Genomic DNA, 25,210 nt, shown 5'->3' with positions numbered 1-25,210 from the left:
GGGAAATCTGCGCCGAAGGTGCTGGCGCCGTTTATATCCCGGCGCGTCAGCGCTTAACTTGGCAGGCTCCGCCCCGGAGCGTCGCCAGCTACGCCAGCAGGAACCGGCGCTGCTGGCAGGGTGATCCTGCCCTGCCCGGTGTAGATATTCAGGCTCGTGCCCCGGCTGAATCCAGCCAGGGTCATGCCGCTGGCCTCCGCCAGCTCCACAGCAAGGCTCGACGGTGCACTCACTGCCGCCAGTACGGGAATTCCCGCCAATGCTGCCTTCTGCACGAGTTCGAACGATGCGCGGCCCGAGACCTGCAGGACCAGCCCGGTCAGCGGAAGCAACCGCTCCCGCAGGGCCCAGCCCACTACCTTGTCCACGGCGTTGTGGCGTCCCACATCCTCGCGGAGGCACAAGAGCTGCACGCCGCCGTCGTCCGCTATGCGGAAGAGGCCCGCGGCGTGCACTCCGCCGGTGACGTCAAAAACGTCCTGGGCTTCGCGGAGCCGTCCGGGAAGGGAAGCCAGCACGTCGGCGGGCACGGTCAAAGGATCCGCCGCCGGGCTGAAATGGGAGGACTTGCGCACTGCCTCAATCGAGTCCGTGCCGCAGATACCGCAGGAACTTGACGTGAAGACGTTCCGTCCCTTCGCCGGGAGTTCGACGTCGGGCCGCAGCTGGGCCTCCACCACATTGAATGTCTGGACGCCGTCTTCGTCTTCGCCGGCGCAGAACCGCAACGACACGAGGTGCTCGGGCTCCCAGATGATCCCCTCGGACACCAGGAAGCCGGCCACCAGGTCAAAGTCGTCACCGGGAGTCCGCATGGTCACCGAAAACGACAGCGAACCGATCCGGATTTCCAGCGGCTCTTCGACGGCGAGGACGTCCTCGCGGTGGCGGACCGGGAACTCAAGGGCATTGGGCGAGCCATCCAAAACATACTTGTGCACCTTGCGGCGCTGCGTCACGCGCCCCATCAGCGCACCTCCGGACTGTCTCGAAGGGCCCCGTGGACGTTCCGGACCTGCCGGCTGGCGCTATTCATGGGTCCATCATTGCACCACGGGCCGGGCTGTGGCGTACGGGATTCCGCAGCACGACGCCTATCCCAGCAGGGCACTCCAGTCCACCGGGCCGGCGGGCTTCGCAGCGTCCTTGCCAGCTGCCCGGGTGGCCGGCTTCGCGGCGGGCCGGCCCTTGGGCTTGGTACCTGGCTGCGCGGGCGCGGGCACCGGCGGCCCCCACGGCAAAGCGAACGCCGGGACTGGTTCGCCCAGCTGCACCCCATGCGGCGGAACAACCATCACCCCGTGCGCCGACGCCAGTCCGCGCATCATCCCGGGACCCGCGTGCTTGGCCGGGGACGCCATCCCGTACAGAAGCCGGAAGGGCATCAGCCTGGTCCGGCCCGGCTCAGGCTCGATGGTGGTCCCGCACGGGACCTCCTGCACCGGCGGCATAGTGCCGTGGCCCAGCGCCGCCAGCAGCGGTTCGCCCACCGTGGACAGTGCCATCATGGCCGCCAGCGGGTTTCCGGGGAGCCCCAGGACAAATCGACCGTCGGGGAGCTCGGCCAGGACAGCCGGATGGCCGGGGCGCATGGCGATGCCGTCAATAACCAGCCGCCCGCCCAGTTCCGCCACGGCCCGGCGGAGGTGGTCGGTGTCCGAGACGCCAGTACCGCCTGTGGTGATCACGACGTCGGCAGGCAGCGCGGAGGGGTCCGGCACCTCGGGTGGGAGGTCCGCCAGTCCGTCCAGCCACTCAGCGTAAGAGTCGCCGATCCGTTCCTGGCCGCCGTTGATGCCGCCGAGCATTTCCACAACGGCCGCGAGCTGCGGACCGAAGGTGTCCCGGACCTGTCCGGGGACCGGCAGCCCCTGGGCAACAACTTCGGAGCCGGTCAGCAGGAGTTTAACCACGGGCTTGCCCTGGACCATCAGGTCATCGTGCCCGGCCAGGGCCGCGACCGCCAGATGGGCCGGGTTCAGTGTTACGCCGGCTTTGACCAGCACCTCTCCTACCGCGGCTTCCTCGCCAGCCTTCCTGATGTGCTGGCCGTTCCCGGGCTCGCCGGGGCGGGCGGTGCCGCCGGTCATCAGCAGCGGCAGGCCGTCGTCGTCCGTTCCAAGCACTGCACCTTCGCTGCGCAGGACAGCTTTAGCACCGGGCGGGATCAGTCCGCCGGTGACGATGCTGCTGGCCTGGTGGGGTGCCAGCCGCTGGCCGGTCTCCGCCACGATCCACGGCCCAGTGCCGTTGACGGCCCAGCCGTCCATCGCAGATGACGCGTAGTGCGGCATATCGTGCAACGCCGTGATGTCGCTGGCCAAGACCCTGCCCAGGGCCTGGCCCAGGGGAACGCGGCCGGGCGGAATCGGTGTGGCGATATCAAAAGCGGCCTTGCGCGCCTCATCCCAGGTGTGGGCGAGGTGCTTTGACGGGGCTGTCTGCTGCTCAGGATTTTCGGATACGTCGCCGGTGGCGGCGGTCACTGAACGGGAATCATTCGACGGGGGTCCCGGCGGATTCGGCGTCATAGTCAGCAGCCAGGGTGCGGGCACGGTCCATGGCAGCGGTCATGGCGGCGGCGTTCGAGGCCTGTCCCGATCCCGCAGCCAAGCCCGCGGCGAATCCGGCAATAAACGTGGTGAGCGGGGCAGCCGGGCGGACCACTGAGTGGGCTGCCACGCCGGCCAGCGACAGGATGGTGTTGACGTCGATCTGGACGTCCTCCAGTTCATACGCCTGGAGCAAGGACCTGCACCACTCTTCCAGTGTCTCTTCCTGGCTTTTCACGCTCTGCCTCCCAAATCGTCTGCGGCCGTGTTGCCCCGGAGCCCGCTCAGGGGATCCGGACCGGCCACTCCAAGTGCGGCGGCATCGTCCCAGGTATCCACGTCTGCCGTGGAGCCGGCCGGGACGGCGACAAGCTGCACGTCCAGACTAGCAAGGAGTGCCCTCACCGACCCGTTGATTAAGCGTCCTGCGCTTTCCAGTTCTGCCACGGAACGTTTTAGCGCGGCTGTGCTATAAAAACCAATGAGCGGCTGTCGGCGGCCATCCTCCGAGACGGCCACCAGGCCGTCCGTTTCCAGGCCCGCAGGCCTGACTGCGGCAGGTTCTGCACCAGGTCCTCGTGAACGCAATGCAGCCTTCAGCGCCGCCACGGCCCGCCCTACGTTGGGCATATCGCAGGCCAGCACCAGCGTCAGCCCGGGCCGGCTGCCGCCCGCAGCGGCGAGGGCCGCGAGCCCGGCCGCAATAGCAGCCGCGGGACCGCTGAACGGCGGTTCCTCGCGGCAGCGCAGAAACCCGGCCGGGACCTCCCCGCCAGGCACTAACGCGACGTCCGGACCGACCACTACGGCGGCTCCGGCACCTCCCGCAGCGGCCACCGTCCGGCGCAACAGGGAGTCGCCGTCGTACGTCAGGCTCTGTTTGGGCACGCCACCGAGCCGCGACGAACGGCCGCCGGCGAGGATAACGGCATCGAACTCGAGGGGGTCAGCATCCACCCACCCAGCTTAACCGTGCAGGCCGGAATACTGCGCGGGGGCTGGGATGCTGCGCGGGTTGGAGGTTGCGCGAATCTGGAACAGTGGCGCGAATTCAGGCAGCCCGTTCGGGCAGCAGGAACGGATCCCACGCCGGCGTGGGCTTCTCAAGTTCCTTGATCTGCCAGATGGTGCCGTGCGGCGGTTCCGGGACAAACCTGAGCTTCCAGCCCATTTCAGCCGGGGTGTGGTCGCCCTTGGAATTATTGCAACGGAGGCAGGCGGCCACCAGGTTCTCCCAGGAGTCGGCGCCGCCACGTGATTTGGGCTGGACATGGTCGATGGTGTGGGCCCCTTTTCCGCAGTAAGCGCAGCGGTGGCCGTCACGCCGCAGGACGCCGCGGCGGCTGACAGCGGTGCTCTGGTTATATCTGGGGCGGATGTAGCGGTTCAGGAGTATCACGGACGGGCGGCCCATAATCTCCTGGGGCCCCACCACAGGGTCATCGCCTTCGGCAATAACGCTGGCCTTGCCCGTGAGCACAAGGACCAGCGCCCGGCGAAAGGTTACTACCGCCAGCGGTTCATATCCAGCATTAAGAACGAGAGTGCGCATGCACGTACCTCTTTGTGGCCGCACCCGTCAGGGGCACGAGGGCCGGCTGCCCCCGGCATATCCGGGCTATGGATCGACACCACAAGAGTAAACAAATAATCCCGGGATCAGCTAATCCCAGACGCGTCGGCAGTCACGTGTCGCCCTGGCCGCCCGTCCGGATCGGGACCACAGCCCTCAGACAGCAAAGGACCCCCGCGGTGAGGCGGGGGTCCTTTGAACAATAAATCAGCTGCTAGGACACGCGGATGAAGACCGGTCCTGAGCCAACATTAGCGCTGAATACTACGGTCTGGTTGCCGTTGTAGCCGCCGTGGACTGCCTGGCCGTTGCCAGCGTACACGGCAATGTGGGCCACGCCCGCACCGCCGTCGGCGTAGTAGATCAGGTCGCCGGGCTGGGCCTCGGCGGCGCTCACGGTCTGCCCCAGGGACAGGTAGCCTGCGGGCCAGCCGTGGTAGTTGATGCCCACGGCGGCCAGGGAGTTGGTCACCAGCATGGTGCAGTCCTGGCTGACGCCGAGCTGTGCGTAGGCCGCAGACAGAATGGCCTGGCCCTTGCTGCTGGCGGCGACCGGCGCCTTCGGCGCGGCCGGCGTTGCCGACGCTACCTTGATGGTTGCCGCGGCCTTGGCCGGAGCTTCAACAACAGGCGCGGGAGCCTCAACCGGCTCGGGAACCTCAACCGGAGCCGGGGTGGTGGTCACGGCCGGCTTCTCGTAGGAGATGGCAATGGTGGAAGCGGCAGAAATGATGGCCGGAGCAGAAACCTCAGCCTCAACGTTCGAAGCGGAAGCAGCTTCGCGCTGGACTCCGGTGTCTGCCGCGTTCGCAGCGATACCACTGGTCAGGACAAGGCCGGAAGCGGCAGCGATAACCGCAGCCTGGCGACCCATGCCGCCGGCGTTGTCGCCGACAGCCTTGGCAATGACAGCCAGCGAGTTGGTCTTGGCGACCTCGGCGCGGTGCCGTGCAACATTTGCACGTGTAGTCATTAATTTCTCTCTTTCGTATTCCTTAGGACCGCGTGGGCAGCCCAAGGGCTTTGGACGCGCCGGCATCTTGGGGGTACGCCGGCACGCCCCGAACGGGGATTTAGCGAAGAGTTTCTGGAGAAGCGCGGTTCTTCTACTTCATGGTGTAGAAGGATCCGCCGCCTGTGGAGGCGACGGAGTGCAGCAGCGTGCCCTGTGACGGGTTAAGTGCGCTGATCATCATGCCGTTGCCGACGTAAATGCCAACGTGGGCGCCGCCATTCTGCATGACCAGGTCACCGGGAGCCGGTGTGGCGGTGGGCCGCATGGCTGTCCAGGCATTGGTGCGGGGAATGCTGATGCCGGCCTGGGCGTAGACCCACTGCGTAAAGCCTGAGCAGTCCCAGCCATTGGGAGTGGTGCCGCCCCAAACGTAGGGGTTGCCGATACCGGTGTAGGCAAGTGCTGCCAGACCCGAAGCGGCAGCGGAGGAGACAGTGTCAGCGAGCTTGGAGGCCGCGGCCTCGGTTGCGGCAGCACCCTGAGCCCCGGTTTCGGAGGCCGTGGACTGCGCACGAACCGTCTCAACCTTCGGTGCCGGCGTGGTCTTGATCACGGGGCGCTCGAAGGAAACGGTAGCCGTGGGCGCCGCAGTTACGGCGAGTGCCGTCTGCGCGGAACCGGACTCGGTAGAGGCGGAAACGCCGGCGGTGGTATCCGCGGCGTTGGCCGGAAGCCCCATGCTCAGGATCAGACCTGAAGCAGCTGCGATAACGGCAGCCTGGCGACCTACGGTCCCGGCATTAGCACTGACTGCCTTGGACACGGAGTCCAAGGGGTTGGTGCGAACCGGTTGTGCGCGATGGCGCGCAGAATTATGGCGTGAAGACACGAAGGTAGCCTCTCCCAATGCCTGCGAGGTGAGCTGTCGGATTCGGATGGGAGTCACCCGGCCGCGCTGCTTCACAGTGGAAGCTTTGCGACTTAACCCCAAGGCCTTCAGAATCGAAGACCAAAATTGGTTCCCCCGCCCCTGCCAGACGATGTCATGCGAACGGACCTTGAGCGGTGGCAGAGCTAGGCAATCCACTCAAGAACGTCAACTTCGGAAAAGTTGACGCGCTATAGACGTTACAGGAGTTCCGGGCCAATGTCACATTCAGGTCACGGCACGTCGCTGCGATCCGAGAGTTTGCCATCATTTGGGTCAGAGCCAGCCGGTGGGGTCAACGACTTCGCCGTTGATCTGGACCTCGAAGTGGAGGTGGCAGCCCGTGGACGCGCCCGTGGTGCCGCTGAGGGCAATGACGTCGCCGCGGCTGACCGTCTGGCCTACCTTGACGCTGGCGGAGGAGAGGTGGTTGTAGGTCGTTTCAAGGCCGTTGCCGTGATCCACCACAACACGGTTCCCGCCGCCGTACTGGTGCCAGCCGACGAAGGTCACGGTGCCGCTGGCAGCAGCCATGACGGAGGTTCCGCACTGTGCCGCGAAGTCCTGGCCACGGTGGAAGTCGCCGGTGCCGCCGGTGATGGGGCTGACCCGGAATCCGAAGGGTGAGGCCGTAACCAGCTGGGCCAGCGGCGAGCCGAGGCTTCCGGCCGAGGCGGCGCGGGTAATGGATCCCGCGGACTGGGCGCTCAGCAGCTGCTTCAGCTTGCCGTCGGGATCACCCTGTGTAACCACTGATGAGCGGCTGAAATCAATTTGGGCGGCGGCTTCGGCGGTAACTTCGGGCTGCGGGGCGGCGGAAACGGACGACGCCGGCTGGCCGGGCGCCGGAGTGGCCATCACGGGGCTGGTCACGGGAACCGTCACCGTGAGAACCAGGCCTGTTGCTGCCAAGGCGATGCCGGCCTTCTGGCCGAGGCCACTGGCAGCGGCGAAATCCGTCATCTGCCGGAAGGGTCCCCGGCGGCGGCGTGCTTCCCGCTGTGAATCGCGGGGCCTTTCCGCGGTGAAATCCTCGGCCACTCTAGGCGCCGAAGCGGGACCCGCCGCGCGACGGCGGCCCCTGGAGTATTGCGTGGTCAAGAATGTTCCTCTCTGGGTAGCCTGCGAAGTTAGCTGTCGGATTCGGGTCAGAGAGTTCAAAGACCCGGTCCGCCGTGACAAGCACTTGGCGCAGAGATATCCCGTGAGGATCCTTCGCTGGAAGAGGCTTGCTGCTGACGGACTTCACCCCAAGGCAGTCTCGCGACTGCCGGTTGTGGTTCCCCCGCCTCTGCCAGTTGGTGACTCGTGCACCTGATCCGCTGGCAGAGCTCGGCTCCGGATCAGGTAACGCTTTTGTATCGACGCTGAGTTTCAACTATAGGTGATTAAGTTGGACAGTAACAATTCCGTTATCTTTGCGGAAGGAGGCGTCACTGCGCTATCGCGCGGCCCCACGCGAGGAGAACCGCCGTCCCGTCAGCGGACGGAAACGAAGACGTGCGATGCCACTTCCGGGGGCAGCTCGAGCGCCCCCTCTATGCCCGGAACCCGCACGGAGATGTACTCTCCCACGCGTTCCAGGGACACCGAGGCGCCGGGCCTGATTCCGCCCTCGTCCAGCTGGACCAGCAGCTCAGGTTCCACCTGGATGGGCTCGGCCAGCCGGCTGACCGTCACGTTCGACGCCGGCCCGTAGCCCTGCATCGCATCCAGGAGATTAATCACAGTGGCATCCGGCAGCGCGGACGCCGGCCCGCCCAGGGCCGCCAGCCCGGGGATGGGGTTGCCGTAGGGAGAATCGGTGGGGTGGTTGAGCAATTCGTAGATGCGCTGCTCAACGCGTTCACTCATCACGTGCTCCCAGCGGCACGCCTCATCGTGTACGTAGGCCCAGTCCAGGCCGATCACATCCGCAAGGAGCCGTTCCGCCAGCCTGTGCTTGCGCATCACTTCGGTGGCGCGTTTCCGCCCGGCTTCGGTCAGCTCCAGATGGCGGTCCCCGGAGACCACTACCAGTCCGTCGCGCTCCATCCGGCCGATGGTTTGGGACACCGTGGGGCCGGAATGCCGCAGCCGTTCGGCGATGCGTGCGCGAAGAGCAACGATGTTCTCTTCTTCAAGCTCCAAAATGGTCCGAAGATACATCTCCGTAGTATCGATCAGATCCGTCATCCAGCTCAGCTCCTCGAGCGCAGTACCTTGCGTTGTCCCACCGTATCGCGTCCCGCTCAGCGGCGAGGTCCGCTAAAAAGCTTAGCCTATTTTGAATTTGTCTGGATAATCACGGGCGGGAAGAAACGGTCTCATTGGCCGGACTATGACGGCGCCGGTTCCCGCCCAATCAAGGGTTCAGGCAGAATAAAGGAGGTCCTTATCCAGTCACTGCCGACTACCGGCCACCCCACCGTCCGGACGTGAGCGACGTCCATGCCGAAATTGGAGCCCCCGTGAGCGAAACCAGCATCACTATTCCTGCCGACCTCCTGCCAAAGGATGGACGGTTCGGCGCAGGCCCGTCCAAGGTCCGGCCGGAGCAGCTCGAGGCGCTCTCCGCGGCGTCCAAGACCATCCTGGGTACCTCCCACCGCCAGGCTCCCGTCAAGAACCTCGTAGGCTCCGTCCGCGAAGGCCTCAGCCAGTTCTTCCGCGCCCCCGAAGGCTACGAAGTGGTCCTCGGCGTCGGCGGCTCCACTGCTTTCTGGGACATCGCCAGCTTCGGCCTGGTGGAGAAGAAGGCCCAGCACCTGTCCTTCGGCGAGTTCGGCTCCAAGTTCGCCTCAGCCACCAACAAAGCCCCGTTCCTGGACGCCTCCTCCATCATCAAGTCCGAGCCCGGCACCCGCCCGGTATCGGCCGCCGAGGCAGGCGTGGATGTCTACGCCTGGCCGCAGAACGAAACCTCCACCGGCGTCGCGGCTCCGGTCAGGCGCGTTGCGGGCGCCGACACCGGTTCCCTTGTCCTGGTGGACGCCACCTCCGCAGCCGGCGGCCTGGACGTGGACGTCTCCGAGGCCGATGTCTACTACTTCGCCCCGCAGAAGAACTTCGCGTCCGACGGCGGCCTGTGGCTGGGCCTCTTCTCCCCCGCCGCGCTGGAACGCGCCGCAAGGATCAAGGCCAGCGGCCGCTGGATCCCGGACTTCCTGGACCTCCAGACCGCCATCGACAACTCCAAGCTGAACCAGACCTACAACACGCCGTCGCTCTCCACCCTGGTGACCCTCGACGCGCAGGTGCAGTGGCTGAACTCCAACGGCGGCCTGGACTTCGCGTCCGCCCGCACCGCTGACTCTGCCGGCCGGATCTACTCCTGGGCCGAGGCCTCCGAGTACGCCACCCCGTTTGTGGCCAAGGCGGAGGACCGCTCCAACGTCATCGCCACCATCGACTTCGACGACTCGATCGACGCCGCCGCGATCGCCAAGGTGCTGCGCGCCAACGGAATCGTGGACACCGAGCCGTACCGGAAGCTGGGCCGCAACCAGCTCCGGATCGCCACGTTTGTGGCCATCGAGCCGACCGACGTGTCCGCACTGCTGGCAAGCATCGACTACGTGGTCGGCGAACTGCGCAAGTAGCTTTACCGCGCGAACGTACACTTGGGGCCCAAAAACCGGGGCCCCAAGTGTACGTTCGCGCTGTTTTGTGGTGACGTGACGGCTTCAGCGTCCGACGGCGTCGTCCGGGTTTTCATCCCGGGCGGCGCCGTCTGCGTTGTCCCACGGTTGTTGGACGCCCAGATGCGACACGACGCCGAAGTACCTCAGGCCGCGGGCGCGCCGGTTGAAGGTGAGCCGGAGCTGCTGGGCGCGGATGATCCAGATCATTCCGATCACGGCGGCGATGATCCCGGAGGCGGCCGCCACCGAAAGCGACCACCGGGGGCCGGCGACGTTGGCCACCCATCCCACCAACGGCGCACCGATGGGGGTGCCGCCCATAAAGATGGCCATGTAGAGGGCCATAACCCTGCCCCGCATGACGGGATCGGTGGTGGTCTGGACGTAGCCGTTGGCGCTGGTCATCATGGTGATCGCGAACAGTCCCACCGGCACCAGCGCGACGCCGAACCAGAAGTAGTTCGGGGCAAGCGCGGCCAGCCCCGCCGTCACGCCAAAGGCAGCCGCCGCGCCGAAGATCATCCGCAGGCGGGGCTTGCCGCGGCCGGCGGAGAGGAGGGCGCCCGCCACGGAACCGATGGCCATGATGGAATTCATGAGCCCGAAGGCGCTGGCGTCCAGCCCGAATTCCGTGCCCACCATCGCGGCGATAAACAGCACGAAGTTAAGCCCGAGTGTGCCCACAATGAACACGGCAACGAGGACCACCAGAATGTCCGGCCGGAACCGGACGTAGCGCAGCCCTTCCCTGATGCGGCCCTTGCCCGGGGCCGCCCGGGGAAGCTGCCGTAAGGACGCCGTCGGGATCTTCCACAGGCTCAGGAGCATGGCCAGGAACGTGGCGGTATTGATCAGGAATACCCAGCCGGGGCCCACCGCCACGGTCAGGATCCCTGCCACCGCGGGCCCGATCATCCGGGCCACGTTGAAGGAGGCGCTGTTCAGGGCTACGGCGTTGGGCAGGTAGTCGTCCCGCACGAGTTCAGAAACGAAGGTCTGGCGAACCGGGGCGTCGAGCGCGGAGACCATGCCCAGCAGCAGCGCAAAGCCGTAGACGTGCCACAGCTGGCCGGCGCCGAGCACCACCAGGATACCCAGGCCGGTGCTGAGGAGGGCCATCATTGACTGCGTCATGATCAGCAGCTGCCGGCGGCTGTACCGGTCAGCGACCAATCCGGCAACGGGCGCCAGGAAAAGCTGCGGCCCCAACTGCAGTGCCATGGTGATGCCCATGGCTCCGGCGTCGTGATCGGTGAGGTGGTCAAACACCAGCCAGTCCTGGGCCGTCCGCTGCATCCAGGTTCCGATGTTGGAAACCAGCGCGCCGATGAACCAGATCCGGTAGTTGACGATGTGCAGGGATTTGAAGGTGGACATCAGCGCCGGCCTTCTTGGTTCTCAACCCTGCGCATTTTCAACTGCTAGTCAGCCTCGCCGGCAGGCTCGTCGTCTTCGGATTCTTCGTCCTGGCCTTCGGACCCCGGAGCGTCAGCCTCGGCCGGCGAAGCGTCCGGCTCCGAAGCGAAAGCAACAGCAGCGCGCGGCTCCTCTTCCTCTGCCGCCTGCGCATCCTCGGGGCGGACACGCTCGGCCCACGGCACCCACTCCGGGGAAAGGATGGAATCCTCCGATGGCAGGAGGCCAAGCTCGCTGACCGTGACCACCTTGGAGCGGGAGTTCCTGGTCAGGACGGCATACCACTGCCAGCCGTGGTAGCCGGCCATTTTTGATTCGAAGAGGTGGGTGACCAGGCGGTCGCCCTCACTCTTGGCAGCCAGGTGCGCGCCGATGTCCGACGCTGCCGCGATGCCTTCGATGGCTGTCCGCGCCTCGCCAACGGCAGCAGCGAGGAAGGCGTCCGGCTTGCCGGTCCGCCACACGGGCACGCCGGTACGGCGCGTGGCTTCGGCTTTGGCGCCCAGCGTCTCCGGTGCCGTGGTGTCCGGCTGTTCAGCTTCCGCGTTCATGGCCAAGACCTAAACGTCCAGCTCGTCGGCAACCTTACGCAGGGCAGCCGCGATGGCCTTGCCCTTGTTGCCTTCCGGGTACTTGCCCGCGGACAGGGTTCCGGAGAGGTTGTCCAGCACGCTGACCAGGTCCTGGACAAGCGGGGCGAGGTCCCGGGCACTGGGCCGCTTGGCCTTGGCGATGGACGGCGTTTTGTCCAGGACGCGCAAGCCCAGGGCCTGTGCACCCTTGCGTCCGTCGGCAACGCCGAACTCAACGCGTGTGCCTGCCTTCAGCTCCGTGATGCCTTCGGGCAGCGACGATTTGGGCAGGAAGACTTCCTGGCCGTCCTCGCCTGCGAGGAATCCGAAACCTTTTTCCTTGTCATACCACTTGACCTTGCCGGTAGGCACGTAATCAACCTTCTTCGTTCTGACGTCTTCTGACACGGCCGGCAGCCACCGCATCCGCACTGATGTGCGGGTTCAGGGTATGACAGCAACGGACCGTGTTGGTCTGTTCCACAAGGTTACCGGTCGCCCGGCTGTTAGCGTTACCTGCATGACACCCTCGCGATACCGGCGCCCACTGATGATCTGCGCAGCGGTTGTTGCCATGCTTTCCCTCGTGGCGGTGGGCGCAGTCATGGCGCTGGCCTTCGCAGGCTCCGCTGCTCCGGCTTGGGTCACCGCCACCGCCCTGTACGGGTTGCCTGTGGCGTTCCTGCTGATGCTCTTCCTGGTGCTGGACAGCGTGGCCGGCCGGCGCCGGGCAGGAAAGTCCAGCGGGCGGTAACGTTGGACTGATGTCCCTTATCCGCGCGCTCAGCAAAGAACTGGAAGCACGCAGCGATGACTCGTTGCGGGCGCTCTTCGCAGCGCGGCCGGACCTTATGTCCCCCGCGGTTCCTGACTTTTCAGCCCTGGCCGCCCGGGCAAGTGCGCGGGTCAGCGTCCAGCGCGCGCTCGAACGGTTGAACAGGCCGCAGATGCAGGTGCTGGAAACCCTGCATCTGTGCACCAACACGGACACTGAACACAGCGCATCGGCGGCGGGCCTCCGCAAACTCATTGCCGGATCCACGGTGGCGGCACTGGAACGCATCCTGGCCTCGCTCCAGGAACTGGCTTTGGTGCACCGGGCCGAGCCGCCGCATGGAACGGCGGTTTCGGGCCACCGGCAGCGCTACTACCTGCCGGTGGGATGCCTCAAGGACGTGGTGGGAATCTATCCTGCGGGGCTGGGGCGCAGCTACACCGAGCTGGTCAGGCTTCAGCCCGCGTTTGCCCAGCGGGTAGTCCAGCTCGTTGCCGAGCTGCACCGCAGCGGCGTCTCCATCCAGAACGCCACCACCCCCATGGAGGCAGCCCTGGCGCTGCAGCACTGGACATCCTCGCCCGAGGCACTCAGCGAGGCACTGGCCGGAGCCCCGGAACGCACGACGGCGCTGCTCGCCAAATTCCGTAACTGGGCCATGGGTGCCGTCCCCCAGGCGCAACGGAAAGCCTCGGTCTCGAACCAGGGCGCCGACGTCGGGCCCGTGGACTGGCTCCTGGCCCGTGGCCTGCTGGTCCCCCTGGACGCCGCGCACGTGGAACTGCCGCACAGCGTGGGGCTGTCCCTTCGCGGCGGTGCCATCATCAATGACTTCTCCCTTTCCCCGCCGGTTCCGGAGCTGGGCAGCACCACCGCTGCGCTTCGTCGGATCGCGGCGCTGGGCGCCATCGCTGAAACCCTCCGGCTGGTGGGTGATCTCCTCCACGCCGTCCGCGAACAGCCGCTGGCCACGCTGCGCAGCGGCGGCGTAGGCGTCCGGGAAATGAAACGGCTGGCCGAGACACTGCGCATCGACCAGCACCGGGCCGGCCTCCTGCTGGAGATCAGCGCCCTCTCCGGCCTGTTGCGCCTTGACGTGGACTCATCCTCCTGGGTGCAGCCCCCGCAGCTGGAGTGGCTGTCCCTCCCACGCCAGGAGCAGTGGCTGTGGCTGGTCAACGCCTGGCTCGCCAGCGAGCGTGTACCCTCACTCGTGGGTCAGCCCATTACCGGTCCCGGCGGCGTTCCCGCCCCGCACCGCGCCGTGGCCGGGAACACCGTCAATGCCCTTTCAGCGGAAGCGCAGCGGCCGGACGCCCCGGTGGTCAGGAAACGGATCCTGGAAATTCTGGAGGAGCTCACACAGGAGGCAGCCGCTGCCGACGGCACGGCGCCGGTCCTCGATGCCGTGGCAGTGCTCCAGCGGGCTGAATGGACGCAGCCGCGGATGGCCCGCCGGTTCAGTTCCCTGATCAGGGGTGTCCTGGCGGAAGCGGAGCTGCTGGGACTGATCGGCTCCGGTGCGTTGAGCCAGCTGGGCAGCGCCATTGCCGAAGACAACCCGGACGAGGCCCTGGGCATTCTGGGCGAGCACCTGCCTGCGGCACTGAACCACGTCCTGCTCCAGGCGGACCTGACCGCAGTTGCCCCCGGTTATCTGGCTCCGGAGCTGGCCGAAAAGCTGCTGGTGATGGCCGACGCCGAGGGGCAGGGGCCCGCCACGATCTACAGGTTCTCCGCCAACTCGGTTCGCCGGGCGTTGGACGCCGGTCATGACGCATCGAGCCTGCTGGAGTTCCTGCGTGAGCACTCGGCCACGGCAGTGCCCCAGCCCTTGGAATACCTGGTGGAGGACACCGCGTCCCGGCACGGCCGGCTCCGGGTGGGAACGGCCGCCAGCTTTATCCAAAGCGATGATGAGGCAACAGTGCTGGAGCTGGCGGCGGAGTCCAGGGCCGCCGGCCTGGGGCTGGCCCGGATTGCGCCGACAGTGCTGATCTCCACTGCTCCGCCGCGGGAAACAGCGCAGGTCCTGCGCGGGCTGGGCCTCTCGCCGTCGGTGGATCAGACCGAGCCCGGCGTGGTCCGGCTCCGCCGCACCACAAGCATTCCGGGCAGTGCCCGTCCCGTCTACACGGCGCCGCGGACCGCGCCCGCCGAGGACGACGTCGCCGCGCAGCTGGCCGTCCTGCGGAACAGGCGCGCTGACGCCTCCGGAAACGGAAACCACGTGGGCGCCGCGCCTGGGTCCGGCGAAGCTGCTACCCAGCTTGGGCTGGAGACCCTGCAGCGGGCTATCCGGCTCAAGCAGCGCGTGAGCATGAACGTGGTGGACAGCCAGGGGAATTCCTGCCTGGAGACAGTTGTTCCCCTCTCCGTAAACGGCGGACGCGTCAGGGTCTTCGATCCTGCCAAGGAAACCGAGCGCGTGCTCTCCATCCACCGCATTATCGACATTGAGGCCGCAGAAGAACTGCGCCAGTGAAGGACTCCCCCGCGTGAACGACGGCCCGCTGATCGTCCAAAGTGACAAAACCATCCTGCTCGAAGTGGACCACGAACTGGCCACCGAGGCGCGCCACGCCATCGCCCCCTTCGCCGAACTGGAGCGCGCTCCGGAGCACATGCACAGCTACCGCCTGACGCCCCTGGGCCTGTGGAACGCACGCGCCGCCGGCCTGGACGCGGAGAAGGTCCTGGACACCCTGCTCAAATACTCACGGTTCCCGGTGCCGCATTCGCTGCTGATCGACGTCGAAGAGACCATGTCACGGTACGGGCGGCTGCGGCTGGAGAAGGACCCGCAGCACGGCCTGGTGATGCGCACGGACGACTACCCGGTGTTGGAAGAGGTCATCCGGGCCAAGAAAATCCAGCCCCTGCTGGGGCCGCGGATCGACGGCGAAACCATTGTGGTCCATTCCTCACAGCGCGGCCAGCTCAAGCAGCTGCTGCTGAAGATCGGGTGGCCGGCGGAGGACCTGGCCGGCTACGTGGACGGGACGCCGCACCTGATCGCCCTGAATGAGGACGGCTGGAAGCTCCGTCCGTACCAGCAGCTCGCCACCGAGAATTTCTGGGCCGGCGGCAGCGGCGTGGTGGTGCTGCCCTGTGGGGCCGGGAAGACGCTGGTGGGTGCCGCGGCCATGGCCACGAGCTCCACCACCACCCTCATCCTGGTCACCAACACGGTGGCCGCCCGGCAGTGGAAGGACGAGCTCCTCAAGCGGACGTCCCTGACGGAGGATGAAATCGGCGAGTACTCGGGCTCGGTCAAGGAGGTCCGACCGGTCACCATCGCCACCTACCAGGTCCTCACCACCAAACGCGGCGGCCTGTACGCGCACCTGGAACTCCTGGACGGCCACGACTGGGGCCTGATCATCTATGACGAAGTCCACCTCCTGCCGGCGCCGATCTTCCGGATGACCGCGGACCTGCAGGCCCGCCGCCGGCTTGGCCTCACCGCCACCCTGGTCCGCGAGGACGGCCGCGAAGGCGAGGTCTTCAGCCTCATCGGACCCAAGCGGTACGACGCTCCCTGGAAGGACATCGAGGCGCAGGGCTACATCGCCCCCGCGGACTGCGTGGAGGTCCGGATTGACCTTCCCCGGGACGAACGAGTGGCCTATGCCATGGCCGAGGACGCGGACAAGTACCGGCTGTGCGCCACGTCCGAGTCCAAGACCCTGATTGTGGAACAGCTGGTGGCCCGGCACCAGGGCGAGCAACTGCTGGTGATCGGGCAATACATTGACCAGCTGGACGAGATCGGCGAGCGCCTGCAGGCTCCCGTCATCAAGGGCGACACCTCGGTCAAGGAACGGCAAAAGCTCTTCGATGCCTTCCGCGCCGGCGACGTGCACACCCTGGTGGTGTCCAAGGTGGCCAACTTCTCCATCGACCTGCCGGAGGCCTCTGTGGCCATCCAGGTCTCCGGTTCTTTTGGGTCGCGGCAGGAGGAAGCCCAACGGCTGGGCCGGCTGCTGCGCCCGAAGAAGGACGGCCGGGCGGCCCGCTTCTACTCGTTGGTGGCCCGGGACACCCTGGACCAGGATTTCGCGGCGAAGCGGCAGCGCTTCCTGGCAGAGCAGGGGTATGCCTACCGGATCATGGACGCCAAGGATGTAGATCAGCCCGGCTAGGACCGCTCAGGTGATGCCCTGTGAGCCGTCACGTTCGGTCGTGCCGGTACGCGGATCAAACTGGGGCCGCTGGTAGGCCAGCTCGCCGCCGCTGCGGCCCCCGAACGGCCTGCCGTGATCGGCAAACTCCTCCCGGAAGAAGGCAACGCACCACTGGCCCAGCTGAATCCTGGCGCCGGTGCGGAGCACGGAGGGACCGGATGTGCTGACACTGCCGCTTACGGGACCGCGCGGTACCAGAATGTACTCGTCATTCTCGTCGTGCCGGATCTCTGCGTGCAACGGATCCAGGCCGGTGAGCTGCAAGTCCGAGGCAGGATCGGTGCCGATGCTGAAGGTCTCCTGGTCCAGGGTCACCTCCCGTGGGATCTGGCCCGTCCAATGGTCTGCGTCCTGCACGAAGATCAGTCTGGGCCGCCCACTGCCACGGGTGTGATGCGTGGTTGTTATGCGGCGCGTGATCTTCCGTCTGACCATAGGCATCAGAGGCAGCGGGGTCTCGGGAGGCAGCAGCGAGAACACCTGGGACGGGCGTTTGCCCCGCCGCATCAGGGGGACAAGGGCGCCGAGCCTTCCCAGTTTGATATGCGGGGACCGGGTGACCAGCCGCTGGGCTGCCGGGCTGCTGACCGCGCCCAGGCTGACGATGCTACCGTCCGGCCCGTTGACGGTCACGCTCAGTCCCTTGTCGGCAAGCATTTTGGCCAGGGGCCGGATCTCGTCCAGGGAAGGCACTGCTCCGGTGCGGAACGCATCCAGGCCATCGACGGTGATGCTGACCGCCGTGCCCGCGGCCTTCGCACTGCCGCGGGTGACGGAACCGGATTCGTCCTGGTAAGAGAAGTCCAGATTCATGTCCAACAGATAACCGGACATGGGAGTCATGCGCCGTTCTGGTCGGAACCTGGGGCATCCTTGTCGCTGGTGGTCACGCGCAGACTGCCGTTGAGCTTCCAAGTCGCGCGCGGAGCATCGGGGCCGATGTCCCGGGGAACTTCTACGGTCATATCGACGAACTGGTAATTGATGGCAGCGCCCTTGCCCGTGAGATAAGACCACATCTCCTCCGCCAGGTCGGCCCAGTCCCGAATGCTGCGGTCGGTGGTTGCGGTGCTGTCGGACGTGTCGAAGTCAGTCATGGTGGTTGTTCCCCTTAAGCGGCAGTGAAGCTGTGAGGCACTGATTTGAAGCGGGAAGTAGGCCCTGGCGGGGCCAATAGCCCCACTATATTCCCGCGCCCCCCCACCTGGGAACCCAAAGGCCGTGAACGTTCCGGACTGCAAATACGTTCCCGACGGCGCCTGCCACACTGGAAGAGTGAAGAAAAAAATCAAGCGGGTTGTTCCCCTCCCCGGCCAGGAATCGGTATGGGACTACCCACGCCCGCCCGGCGTTGAACGAAGTCAGGAAAGGGTCCGGATCTTCCTGGGCGGTCTACTGATCCTGGACACGACGGACTCGGTCCGGGTGTTGGAGACAAGCCACCCGCCGGTCTACTACCTGCTCCGTTCCGCGTTCAGCCCGGGCATGCTGGAGCCGGCGCCCGGAAACAGTTTCTGCGAGTTCAAGGGCACGGCTAAGTACCTCACCGTCCGCTCCGGCGGGACAGTGGCGGAAGAAGCGGGCTGGTACTACCCCACGCCGGCCTCGGGGTTTGAGATTCTTGCTGGCCGCGTCGCTCTTTACCCCGGCCGGATGGACCGGTGTGAGATTGACGGCGAAAGGGTGCGCCCGCAGGAAGGCGGCTTTTACGGAGGCTGGATCACCGGCAAGGTGGTGGGGCCATTCAAAGGCGGCCCGGGTACGCTCGGCTGGTGATAAGGCCTCCAGCCTCCCCCGCAAAGCACAGTGAACATCCAGAAAACTCACAGATTCTGGGAGCATGATGGGAACATGAAGAAGATCGGCCCAGAAGCCAAGCTGCTAGTTGTTGATGACGAACCCAACATCCGCGAGCTGCTGTCCACCTCGCTTCGCTTCGCAGGCTTCGAGGTGGTCTCTGCCGCCAACGGCCGTGACGCGTTGGCCGCCGCCGAGCTCCACGCGCCCGATCTCGCGGTACTGGACGTGATGCTGCCGGACATGGACGGCTTCACCGTCACCCGCAAGCTGCGGGCGTCGGGCAAGCACTTCCCGGTCCTGTTCCTCACGGCGAAGGACGACACCGAAGACAAGGTCACCGGCCTCACGGTAGGCGGGGATGATTACGTCACCAAGCCGTTCAGCCTCGACGAGGTAGTGGCCCGCATCCGCGCTGTCCTGCGCCGCACGCAGCCCCTGCTCGACGACGACGATGCGGTGATCCGCGTAGACGATCTGGAGCTCGACGACGACGCCCACGAGGTACGCCGCGGCGGCACTGTGATTGAACTGTCCCCCACGGAATTCAAGCTCCTCCGGTACCTGATGCTGAACCCGAACAGGGTGCTGTCGAAATCCCAGATCCTTGACCACGTCTGGGAGTACAACTTCAACGGCGACGCCTCGATTGTGGAGTCCTACATCTCCTACCTCCGGCGCAAGGTGGACATTGATCCGGACGCACCGGCCCTGATCCAGACCAAACGCGGAGTCGGCTACGTGCTCCGGACGGCAGAGAAGCGCTGACCTTGCTGCAGCGGTGGAAATCGGCCTCGCTGAGGTCCCAGCTGGTGGCCATGATCATGGCACTGCTGATTGTTGCGCTGACCGCGACGGGCGCCGGCACCCTCACATTGCTGCACAGCTACCTCCAGGGACAGGTGGATGACAAGCTGATCGCGGCCGTGGAGCTCGCCAGCAAGCAGCGCTCGTTCACCCAGCTGCAGGCACCCAACCCGATGGTACCCACCGACTACTCACTGATCCTCTACACCCCCGGTGAGGACCCCCAGCTGTTGGGCGGCGATCCGGATGAGCGCCCGGACATCTCAACCATCTCCGTTCAGGACGCCCAGGACAGGGGCGCTCGTCCTTACCAGGTGCACGGCACGGACGGCCACAACTGGCGGGTGGTCGCGGTGAACGTGCTCTATGTCGGCCAACCCGCCGTTGTTGTCATCGGCTTGCCACTGCAAAGCGTCGACGATGTCCTCAAGCACGCCACCCTGGTGGTCACCGGCGTCGGCCTGCTCACCCTGCTGCTGGCCTCACTGATCGCCAGTTGGACCGTGTCCCGGTCGTTCCGGCCACTGGCCAAGGTGGAAAAGACCGCGGCGGCGATCGCCGCCGGCGACCTTTCCCGGCGTGTGGAAGTCGAGAATCCCGGCACCGAGGTGGGGCGGCTCGGCAGCTCGCTGAACGCCATGCTGGCACACATCGAGACGGCCTTCGCCGCCAGGACAGCCTCCGAAGGCAGAATGCGCCGGTTCGCAGCCGACGCCTCCCACGAACTGCGTACCCCCCTCGTGACCATCAGGGGTTTCTCCGAGCTCTACCGCCATGGCGCGCTGGCCACCAACGAGGACGTGGCCACGGCCATGGGGCGGATCGAAAGTGAAGCCAAACGGATGGGTTCAATGGTGGAGGACCTCCTCCTGCTGGCGCGCCTGGACGAACAGCGCCCGCTCCAGCAAAAGCCGGTTGACCTGCAGCTGATCGCCCACGATGCGGTGGTGGACACGCAGGCAAGCGACCGCTCCCGTCCCGTCTCCCTCACCGGCCTTGGTGACGATCGGGCCGCACCCGCCCCGGTGCTCGGTGACGAAGCAAAACTGCGACAGGTCGTGGGGAACCTCGTCGGGAACGCCTTGCGCTACACCCCGGACGGCAGCCCGATCGAACTCGGCGTCGGGGTCCGGACCTCCGACGGCGGGCAGCGGCTCGCCGTGATCGAGGTCCGGGACCACGGCCCTGGCATCTCGGAAGAGGATGCGTCCAAGGTGTTCGAGCGTTTCTACCGGGCGGACACGTCCCGCACGCGTGAAACCGGCGGCAGCGGCCTGGGGCTCGCGATTGTGGCTGCCATCGTGGGATCGCACGGCGGGTCCGTCAGGGTGGAAACGACCGACGGCGGTGGGGCTACCTTGGTGGTCAGCCTGCCTCTCAGGGACGACGCCACCAGCGATGCTCCCGCCGGCGATGAGCACCTGGTGGAAGCGCCTTCGGGCCGTTCGGCCGAGCAGGATGGCGATCCTCTGGACGGCGGCCACGGAGACGGCAAGGTTATCCACATATAGCCAGGGAGCGTGGCGTGGGGGCAGTGTCCGTCCGTAGGCTCGCTGTAGTGGCCCGGAGCAGCCGGGCGGGCAGCAGATGCTGTCCCACTACTTCGAGAGGCAGCAAGCCATGAGCATCATTTCCGTCGACACCGAACTCCTTCAGCTCAAGTCGGCCAACGTCAAGGCAACCGTGGACCGGATCAGCTCGGACGTCCAGACCATGAAGCGCGGCCTGGACGAACTGCAGTCCACCTGGCGGGGCTCGGCTGCCAACAACTTCCAGGCCCTGGTGACCGAGTGGACACTCACGCAGGGCAAGGTGGAGGCGTCGCTGGCATCCATCAACATGGCGCTGGCATCGGCAGCGTCCACCTACGCCCAGGCCGAGCAGGGCAACACCCAGCGCTTCAGCTGAGTCCGTGGCCGAATTGCCCTCTAGGCCTCCGGCGTTCCCTGGCGGAACCGGAGCCGCCATCTGTTGCCGTCCAAGACCCACAGTGAGCTATGGAGAGCCGTGCCTGAGCGCGAGTAGCTTCGGCACGTCAGCAGTATCGCGCTGGTGCCGATGCGGTCCGCACCCAGGATCTCCAGTTCAGTGTGCTGGGCCGGTTCCTCTTCGAGCGCCATCATCGTGGCGTCACGGGTCCAGACTCTGCCCGACGTTCCGATTTCCATAAAATCGGGGTGGAGGAGGACGCCGGTACGGCCGATGTCGCCACGGATGTCGGGGCCGGACAATTCGCGTTCCAGGGCCTCGACGATCGCCTCGGGGCCCATCTCAGCCCCGGCGGACTCCGCCGGGACGAAGGATTCGCTCGCCAGTTCGCTGAAGAGATCCGGCTCGTCGTCGGGGTCTTGACTAAAGAGGTCCTGGCCGTACGAGCCCTGACCGCCGGAGCCAGCACCGCCAGCTGTGGTGGCTGCCTGCAGGCTGGCTGCCGTGACGGTGTCGGGGCTGGCCAGTACAGGGCCTTTCCCGGAGCTGACGGCAACCCGGCTGTCAACTGCTGGGCCAACCGCTTCCGGGGCTCCCGCGAAGCCTGGGCCGGACCGCGCTGCCACACCCTGCTGGTACGCGGTGGCGGCGGCACGCGCGCGGACATCGGCTGCTTCATTGAGGTCGTGGCCTGCGTGGCCCTTGACCCATTCGAAGGTGTACTTCCGGCCGGCGATCTCCCGGTCCAGTTCCTTAAGCAGCTCCACGTTCAGGACCGGTTTGCCGTCGGCCTTCCGCCAGCCCTTGCGTTTCCAGCCCGGCATCCATTTGGTGATGGAGTTGATCACGTACTGGCTGTCGCACAGGACCCTCAGGTCCTCCTCCGGGACGTGCGCCGTGGCACGGAACAGATCAAGGACGGCCATCAGCTCGCCCTGGTTGTTGGTGCCGTGCGGCCATCCCCCGGCGCGCCAGCAGTCGTCGTTCACATACCAGGCCCAACCGGCCGGGCCGGGATTTCCTAAAGCCGAACCGTCGGCCGCTGCAGTAATTGTCACGGAACCATCCTGCCAGACACCGCCGACAACCGGTTCAGCCAGCGAGTGGGAAACCGCTTACCGAAAAGTCTTGACGCAGAAGTCGAAGCGCGGCAGAATCGGAATCCTGACCGAGAAAGCGCTTTCTCAGTCGAAGCTTCCCTATCGGCACCGATGCCGCCACGGGACCCCGCGTGGGGTGGACCTCCACCCCTTTGAGGAAGGCACATCAATGAAGATTCAGGCCATCAGCCGCAGGAGATTCCAGTTCGGCGCAGTCGCCGTCGCTGTCTCACTGCTCGCCACGGGCTGCGGCGCACCCCGCGGTTCCAGCGAAAACAGCGAAGTCACCCTGCGGTTCGCCTGGTGGGGCAACGAGTACCTCAACGCGCAAACAGAGAAAGTCATCGACGCGTTCGAGGCCGAACATCCCAACATCAAGATCGAATCCGAGCCGGGCGAATGGGCCAGCTACTGGGACAAACTGGCCACCACCACGGCTGCCAATGACGCACCAGATGTGATCCAGATGGACCAGAAATACATCGCCGAGTACGGTGGCCGCGGTGCGCTTCTGGACCTGTCCAAACAGGGCCCGATCGACACCTCCAAGCTGGACAAGGAATCTCTGGCCTCCGGCCAGTACGACGACGCACAGTACGGGTTGAGCACCGGGAAGAACGCCTACGTCATCATGGCGAACACCAAGGTCTTCGAGGCAGCAAACGTCCCTGTCCCCGACGACTCCACCTGGACCTGGGACGACTTCATGGATACCGCCGCTAAACTCAGCGCGGCGGGTGACGGGAAAAGCTACGGCGCAGCGTATGGCACCAACGAGGCGGACCTCATCATTTGGCTTCGGCAGCACGGCGAGAACCTCTACTCCCAGGACGGGAAACTGGATTTCGACACCGCTACGGCCGCTGCGTTCTGGGAGCGGCTGAAGGAACAGCGCGATTCCAAGGCAAGTCCGCCAGCTTCTGTCGCCACCGAGGACTCCGGCGCAGGGCTTGAGGAAAGTCTGTTCGGCACCAACCGGGTGGGCATGGCCTGGTGGTGGACCAACCAGCTGGGATCGCTGGAAACCACCACGGGCAGCAGCATCAAGATGCTCCGCGCCCCCAGCACCGACGGGAAGACTGCGGACAACGGCATGTACTACAAGCCCACCATGTTCTGGTCCGCGTCCTCCCGGTCCAAGCACCCCGAAGCAGCCGCAACCTTTATCAACTACCTGGCCAACAGCCCCGCGGCAGGCGCCATCCTCATGACAGACCGCGGAGTCCCCAGCAACGCTGAGATCGTCGAGGGCATCACCCCGGCCCTCAAGCCGGCAGACACCACAGTGGTGGCCTTCCTGAAGGACATTGCGCCGGACATCGCCGACGCGCCTGCCGTCCCGCCGGTGGGTGCCGGCAGCGTCCAGAACGTCATCAAGCGGTTCACCGATGAAGTCCTGTACGACCGGATGACTCCGCAGGTGGCCGCCGAAGCGTTCAAGAAGGAAGTCGAAGGAATGCTGGCCACGGCCCGCAAGTAACGGAGCCAGGCGCCGACACAGGGTTATCGGCCCGGCAAAAATCGAGTAGGTGGGTCGGGTTTCCCGACCCACCTCTCACACCACCGTACGTGCGGGCCTCGCATACGGCGGTTCGCTAGGTCGTTTGAAAGCGATCCCACGCAGCGCCAAAGAAAATGAGTCCGTTCCCTGCCCAATACTCGGCTGGCAGGGCCCTGTGAAGAATGGGCGACTTCGCGACCCGCCAGTAAGCTCGGCTGCTGTTGCCCCATTGATAGGCCAGATCCGGCCTGATCCCAAGGCGCCGCAGATTTGCCACCCGTGTTCGCGGGAGTTTCCATTCCTTCCAGCGGATTTGGCGCATCCTGCGCCTGAACCATTTATCGAGGGCAGCGAACTTCTTCGGTGTCTGTGACAGCCGGAAATAGCCCATCCAGCCGCGAACGTAGCGGTTCAGTTGTTGGATGCGGTCAGCCATGGAGATACTCCATTTGCGCGATGTCAGTTCCCTGATGCGGTCCTTCATGCGTTTAAAAGCCTTCGGAGCGATCCGGATCTTCACCCCGCCCTTGACGAAGTAGAACCCGAAACCCAGCAATGTAGCTACGTTTGCCGGATTGATCGTGGACTTCTCCCGGTTGACCCTCAACTTCAGGTCCTTTTCCAGCACTTTCGTGCTTTGTTCCAGCACCCGTTCCGCGGCCCTCTTGGACTTCACAAAGACCCTGATGTCATCGGCATACCGCACGAAGCGGTGACCCCGACCCCAGAACTCCTGATCAAAATCGTCCAACATGATGTTCGACAGCAACGGCGACAAGGGTGACCCCTGCGGGGTTCCCTCCTCCGTCGGCCATGATCCCCGCTTCAAGATAGCGCCGAATCAGCTTCAAGAGCCGCTTGTCTTTCACTTTCCGCGCAACCCTGGCCATCAGCGCGTCGTGGTTCACCCGGTCAAAGAACGCATCCAGATCAACCTCAACCACCCACCGATACCCCTGTGAAATCACCGTTCGGGCGACCTTCACCGCATCGTGGGCGCTTCTGCCCGGCCGAAACCCGTACGAGACGGGCACGAACCCCGGATCAAAGACCGGGGACAGGACTTGCGCGACTGCCTGCTGGATCAACCGATCCAGCACGGACGGTACTCCCAGCTTCCGCTCCCCGCCGTCAGGTTTGGGAATCATCACCTGACGAACCGGCAGCGGAGCATAAGTACCCGCGTCCAACGCCTCCCGGGTTTCTGTCCAGTGTCCTAAGCACCACGAACGGAGTTCCTCCGTGCGCAGCCCGTCAGCACCGGCAGCACCCCGGTTACGCTCAACACGTTTCAACGCGATCATCAGATTCCGCCGGGAGAAGACTTCCTCCCAGAGGTCCTGACGATCCCTGATGTTCTCCCCGATACCCGCCGGGTCCTCACTACGCACAGACAGGGGCCATCCCGGATTCACCGTTCGCTCCTCACTCTCTGTCCCACCACTCCCGTGGGTTGGCTGCGATTCTTGTGGAACACACGAGAAGCACCGCTTCA

General features: G+C 65.6%; 26 protein-coding genes and 2 riboswitches. Of the genes, 9 read left to right on the top strand and 17 right to left on the bottom strand.

From position 1 onward, the window contains the following. Positions 1–53: 53 nt before the first annotated feature. The 9 genes from fdhD to ACZY0Q_RS10180 form a co-directional block, all read right to left on the bottom strand. The gene (fdhD, locus tag ACZY0Q_RS10220) at positions 54–968 is read right to left on the bottom strand and encodes a formate dehydrogenase accessory sulfurtransferase FdhD (protein ID WP_463916411.1); all 915 of its coding nucleotides are present in this window, start codon (positions 966–968) and stop codon (positions 54–56) included. A 126-nt stretch (positions 969–1,094) separates the two neighbouring features. Further along, on the bottom strand, positions 1,095–2,486 hold the full coding sequence (locus tag ACZY0Q_RS10215) for a molybdopterin molybdotransferase MoeA (protein WP_463916409.1): 1,392 nt from the start codon (positions 2,484–2,486) through the stop codon (positions 1,095–1,097). Positions 2,487–2,496: 10 nt separating this feature from the next. Continuing rightward, on the bottom strand, positions 2,497–2,790 hold the full coding sequence (locus ACZY0Q_RS10210) for a DUF6457 domain-containing protein (RefSeq protein ID WP_463916407.1): 294 nt from the start codon (positions 2,788–2,790) through the stop codon (positions 2,497–2,499). Next, complete coding sequence (gene mobA, locus ACZY0Q_RS10205) at positions 2,787–3,509, bottom strand: molybdenum cofactor guanylyltransferase (protein WP_463916405.1); 723 nt, start codon at positions 3,507–3,509, stop codon at positions 2,787–2,789. The genes ACZY0Q_RS10210 and mobA overlap by 4 nt, the downstream gene beginning before the upstream one ends. 94 nt (positions 3,510–3,603) lie before the next feature. Continuing rightward, complete coding sequence (locus ACZY0Q_RS10200) at positions 3,604–4,104, bottom strand: HNH endonuclease (RefSeq protein WP_463916402.1); 501 nt, start codon at positions 4,102–4,104, stop codon at positions 3,604–3,606. Positions 4,105–4,339: 235 nt separating this feature from the next. Further along, positions 4,340–5,098: a C40 family peptidase gene (locus ACZY0Q_RS10195; protein ID WP_463916400.1), complete on the bottom strand. Its 759-nt coding sequence runs from the start codon at positions 5,096–5,098 to the stop codon at positions 4,340–4,342. A gap of 133 nt (positions 5,099–5,231) precedes the next feature. Next, a complete protein-coding gene (locus ACZY0Q_RS10190) occupies positions 5,232–5,903 on the bottom strand; it encodes a C40 family peptidase (protein WP_463916398.1) in 672 nt (223 codons plus the stop codon). 70 nt (positions 5,904–5,973) lie between these two features. Then, positions 5,974–6,136, bottom strand: a riboswitch (cyclic di-AMP (ydaO/yuaA leader). A 148-nt stretch (positions 6,137–6,284) separates the two neighbouring features. Next, on the bottom strand, positions 6,285–7,109 hold the full coding sequence (locus ACZY0Q_RS10185) for a M23 family metallopeptidase (RefSeq protein WP_463916396.1): 825 nt from the start codon (positions 7,107–7,109) through the stop codon (positions 6,285–6,287). Positions 7,110–7,112: 3 nt separating this feature from the next. Next, a riboswitch (cyclic di-AMP (ydaO/yuaA leader) is annotated at positions 7,113–7,331 on the bottom strand. A 156-nt stretch (positions 7,332–7,487) separates the two neighbouring features. Next, positions 7,488–8,183 carry a metal-dependent transcriptional regulator gene (locus tag ACZY0Q_RS10180; protein WP_463916394.1) on the bottom strand — a complete coding sequence of 232 codons (696 nt, stop codon included), beginning with the start codon at positions 8,181–8,183 and terminating at the stop codon, positions 7,488–7,490. A 275-nt stretch (positions 8,184–8,458) separates the two neighbouring features. On the opposite strand from ACZY0Q_RS10180, the gene serC reads away from it, so the two are divergent. Further along, positions 8,459–9,589, top strand: a complete 1,131-nt coding sequence (serC, locus tag ACZY0Q_RS10175; protein WP_463916392.1) for a phosphoserine transaminase — start codon at positions 8,459–8,461, stop codon at positions 9,587–9,589. 84 nt (positions 9,590–9,673) lie between these two features. Here the strand turns inward: serC and ACZY0Q_RS10170 are convergent, their stop codons facing one another. The 3 genes from ACZY0Q_RS10170 to ACZY0Q_RS10160 are packed head-to-tail and all read right to left on the bottom strand — an operon-like array spanning position 9,674 to position 11,991. Beyond that, a complete protein-coding gene (locus ACZY0Q_RS10170) occupies positions 9,674–11,008 on the bottom strand; it encodes an MFS transporter (protein WP_463916390.1) in 1,335 nt (444 codons plus the stop codon). Between the two features lie 44 nt (positions 11,009–11,052). After that, complete coding sequence (locus ACZY0Q_RS10165) at positions 11,053–11,598, bottom strand: DUF3027 domain-containing protein (RefSeq protein ID WP_463916388.1); 546 nt, start codon at positions 11,596–11,598, stop codon at positions 11,053–11,055. Between the two features lie 9 nt (positions 11,599–11,607). Continuing rightward, positions 11,608–11,991, bottom strand: coding sequence for a cold-shock protein (locus tag ACZY0Q_RS10160; RefSeq protein ID WP_056347308.1), 384 nt, complete (start codon positions 11,989–11,991; stop codon positions 11,608–11,610). A gap of 148 nt (positions 11,992–12,139) precedes the next feature. Here ACZY0Q_RS10160 and ACZY0Q_RS10155 point away from each other — a divergent pair, with 148 nt between their 5' ends. The 3 genes from ACZY0Q_RS10155 to ACZY0Q_RS10145 are packed head-to-tail and all read left to right on the top strand — an operon-like array spanning position 12,140 to position 16,539. Beyond that, on the top strand, positions 12,140–12,373 hold the full coding sequence (locus tag ACZY0Q_RS10155) for a hypothetical protein (protein ID WP_252564047.1): 234 nt from the start codon (positions 12,140–12,142) through the stop codon (positions 12,371–12,373). A 10-nt stretch (positions 12,374–12,383) separates the two neighbouring features. Beyond that, the gene (locus ACZY0Q_RS10150; protein WP_463916385.1) at positions 12,384–14,879 is read left to right on the top strand and encodes a helicase-associated domain-containing protein; all 2,496 of its coding nucleotides are present in this window, start codon (positions 12,384–12,386) and stop codon (positions 14,877–14,879) included. 13 nt (positions 14,880–14,892) lie between these two features. Further along, a complete protein-coding gene (locus ACZY0Q_RS10145) occupies positions 14,893–16,539 on the top strand; it encodes a DNA repair helicase XPB (protein WP_463916383.1) in 1,647 nt (548 codons plus the stop codon). Between the two features lie 6 nt (positions 16,540–16,545). Here ACZY0Q_RS10145 and ACZY0Q_RS10140 read toward each other — a convergent pair whose 3' ends face one another. Continuing rightward, complete coding sequence (locus tag ACZY0Q_RS10140; RefSeq protein ID WP_463916382.1) at positions 16,546–17,424, bottom strand: FHA domain-containing protein; 879 nt, start codon at positions 17,422–17,424, stop codon at positions 16,546–16,548. Then, positions 17,421–17,678, bottom strand: a complete 258-nt coding sequence (locus ACZY0Q_RS10135; protein WP_252564055.1) for a hypothetical protein — start codon at positions 17,676–17,678, stop codon at positions 17,421–17,423. Before ACZY0Q_RS10135 ends, ACZY0Q_RS10140 begins: the two co-directional genes overlap by 4 nt. A gap of 178 nt (positions 17,679–17,856) precedes the next feature. Between ACZY0Q_RS10135 and ACZY0Q_RS10130 the strand changes: the two genes are divergently transcribed. The 4 genes from ACZY0Q_RS10130 (at position 17,857) to ACZY0Q_RS10115 (ending at position 21,093) form a co-directional block, all read left to right on the top strand. Continuing rightward, positions 17,857–18,357 (top strand): DUF427 domain-containing protein, encoded by a 501-nt coding sequence (locus tag ACZY0Q_RS10130; RefSeq protein ID WP_463916380.1) that lies wholly within the window; start codon positions 17,857–17,859, stop codon positions 18,355–18,357. A gap of 75 nt (positions 18,358–18,432) precedes the next feature. Continuing rightward, complete coding sequence (locus tag ACZY0Q_RS10125; protein WP_463916378.1) at positions 18,433–19,146, top strand: response regulator transcription factor; 714 nt, start codon at positions 18,433–18,435, stop codon at positions 19,144–19,146. 2 nt (positions 19,147–19,148) lie between these two features. Next, a complete protein-coding gene (locus ACZY0Q_RS10120) occupies positions 19,149–20,696 on the top strand; it encodes a sensor histidine kinase (RefSeq protein WP_463916376.1) in 1,548 nt (515 codons plus the stop codon). 109 nt (positions 20,697–20,805) lie between these two features. After that, entirely contained in the window at positions 20,806–21,093 is a 288-nt protein-coding gene (locus ACZY0Q_RS10115; protein WP_058932786.1) for a WXG100 family type VII secretion target, read from the top strand. A gap of 20 nt (positions 21,094–21,113) precedes the next feature. Here the strand turns inward: ACZY0Q_RS10115 and ACZY0Q_RS10110 are convergent, their stop codons facing one another. Further along, on the bottom strand, positions 21,114–22,172 hold the full coding sequence (locus tag ACZY0Q_RS10110) for an RNase H family protein (RefSeq protein ID WP_463916374.1): 1,059 nt from the start codon (positions 22,170–22,172) through the stop codon (positions 21,114–21,116). Positions 22,173–22,383: 211 nt separating this feature from the next. Here ACZY0Q_RS10110 and ACZY0Q_RS10105 point away from each other — a divergent pair, with 211 nt between their 5' ends. Further along, the gene (locus ACZY0Q_RS10105) at positions 22,384–23,694 is read left to right on the top strand and encodes an ABC transporter substrate-binding protein (RefSeq protein ID WP_463916372.1); all 1,311 of its coding nucleotides are present in this window, start codon (positions 22,384–22,386) and stop codon (positions 23,692–23,694) included. 115 nt (positions 23,695–23,809) lie between these two features. On the opposite strand, the gene ACZY0Q_RS10100 is transcribed toward ACZY0Q_RS10105, so the two are convergent. Together ACZY0Q_RS10100 and ACZY0Q_RS10095 are read right to left on the bottom strand one after the other, a co-directional pair. Continuing rightward, positions 23,810–24,493, bottom strand: coding sequence for a group II intron maturase-specific domain-containing protein (locus ACZY0Q_RS10100; protein ID WP_463916369.1), 684 nt, complete (start codon positions 24,491–24,493; stop codon positions 23,810–23,812). Further along, a complete protein-coding gene (locus ACZY0Q_RS10095) occupies positions 24,453–25,130 on the bottom strand; it encodes a reverse transcriptase domain-containing protein (RefSeq protein WP_463916367.1) in 678 nt (225 codons plus the stop codon). Before ACZY0Q_RS10095 ends, ACZY0Q_RS10100 begins: the two co-directional genes overlap by 41 nt. Between the last annotated feature and the right edge of the window lie 80 nt (positions 25,131–25,210).

The sequence above is a fragment of the Pseudarthrobacter lactosi genome (assembly GCF_055412785.1).
Note: the sequence above shows the minus strand (reverse complement) of the source record. Positions and strands in the feature narration are given on the sequence as shown.

Excerpts from the sequence above, each read along its gene's own strand:
- ACZY0Q_RS10140 (WP_463916382.1), bottom strand. The coding sequence starts at position 17,424 with ATGACTCCCATGTCCGGTTATCTGTTGGACATGAATCTGGACTTCTCT.
- ACZY0Q_RS10170 (WP_463916390.1), bottom strand. The coding sequence starts at position 11,008 with ATGTCCACCTTCAAATCCCTGCACATCGTCAACTACCGGATCTGGTTC.
- ACZY0Q_RS10165 (WP_463916388.1), bottom strand. The coding sequence starts at position 11,598 with ATGAACGCGGAAGCTGAACAGCCGGACACCACGGCACCGGAGACGCTG.
- ACZY0Q_RS10150 (WP_463916385.1), top strand. The coding sequence starts at position 12,384 with ATGTCCCTTATCCGCGCGCTCAGCAAAGAACTGGAAGCACGCAGCGAT.
- fdhD (WP_463916411.1), bottom strand. The coding sequence starts at position 968 with ATGGGGCGCGTGACGCAGCGCCGCAAGGTGCACAAGTATGTTTTGGAT.
- ACZY0Q_RS10195 (WP_463916400.1), bottom strand. The coding sequence starts at position 5,098 with ATGACTACACGTGCAAATGTTGCACGGCACCGCGCCGAGGTCGCCAAG.
- ACZY0Q_RS10135 (WP_252564055.1), bottom strand. The coding sequence starts at position 17,678 with ATGACTGACTTCGACACGTCCGACAGCACCGCAACCACCGACCGCAGC.
- ACZY0Q_RS10125 (WP_463916378.1), top strand. The coding sequence starts at position 18,433 with ATGAAGAAGATCGGCCCAGAAGCCAAGCTGCTAGTTGTTGATGACGAA.
- ACZY0Q_RS10115 (WP_058932786.1), top strand. The coding sequence starts at position 20,806 with ATGAGCATCATTTCCGTCGACACCGAACTCCTTCAGCTCAAGTCGGCC.
- ACZY0Q_RS10155 (WP_252564047.1), top strand. The coding sequence starts at position 12,140 with ATGACACCCTCGCGATACCGGCGCCCACTGATGATCTGCGCAGCGGTT.
- ACZY0Q_RS10180 (WP_463916394.1), bottom strand. The coding sequence starts at position 8,183 with ATGACGGATCTGATCGATACTACGGAGATGTATCTTCGGACCATTTTG.
- ACZY0Q_RS10105 (WP_463916372.1), top strand. The coding sequence starts at position 22,384 with ATGAAGATTCAGGCCATCAGCCGCAGGAGATTCCAGTTCGGCGCAGTC.
- ACZY0Q_RS10200 (WP_463916402.1), bottom strand. The coding sequence starts at position 4,104 with ATGCGCACTCTCGTTCTTAATGCTGGATATGAACCGCTGGCGGTAGTA.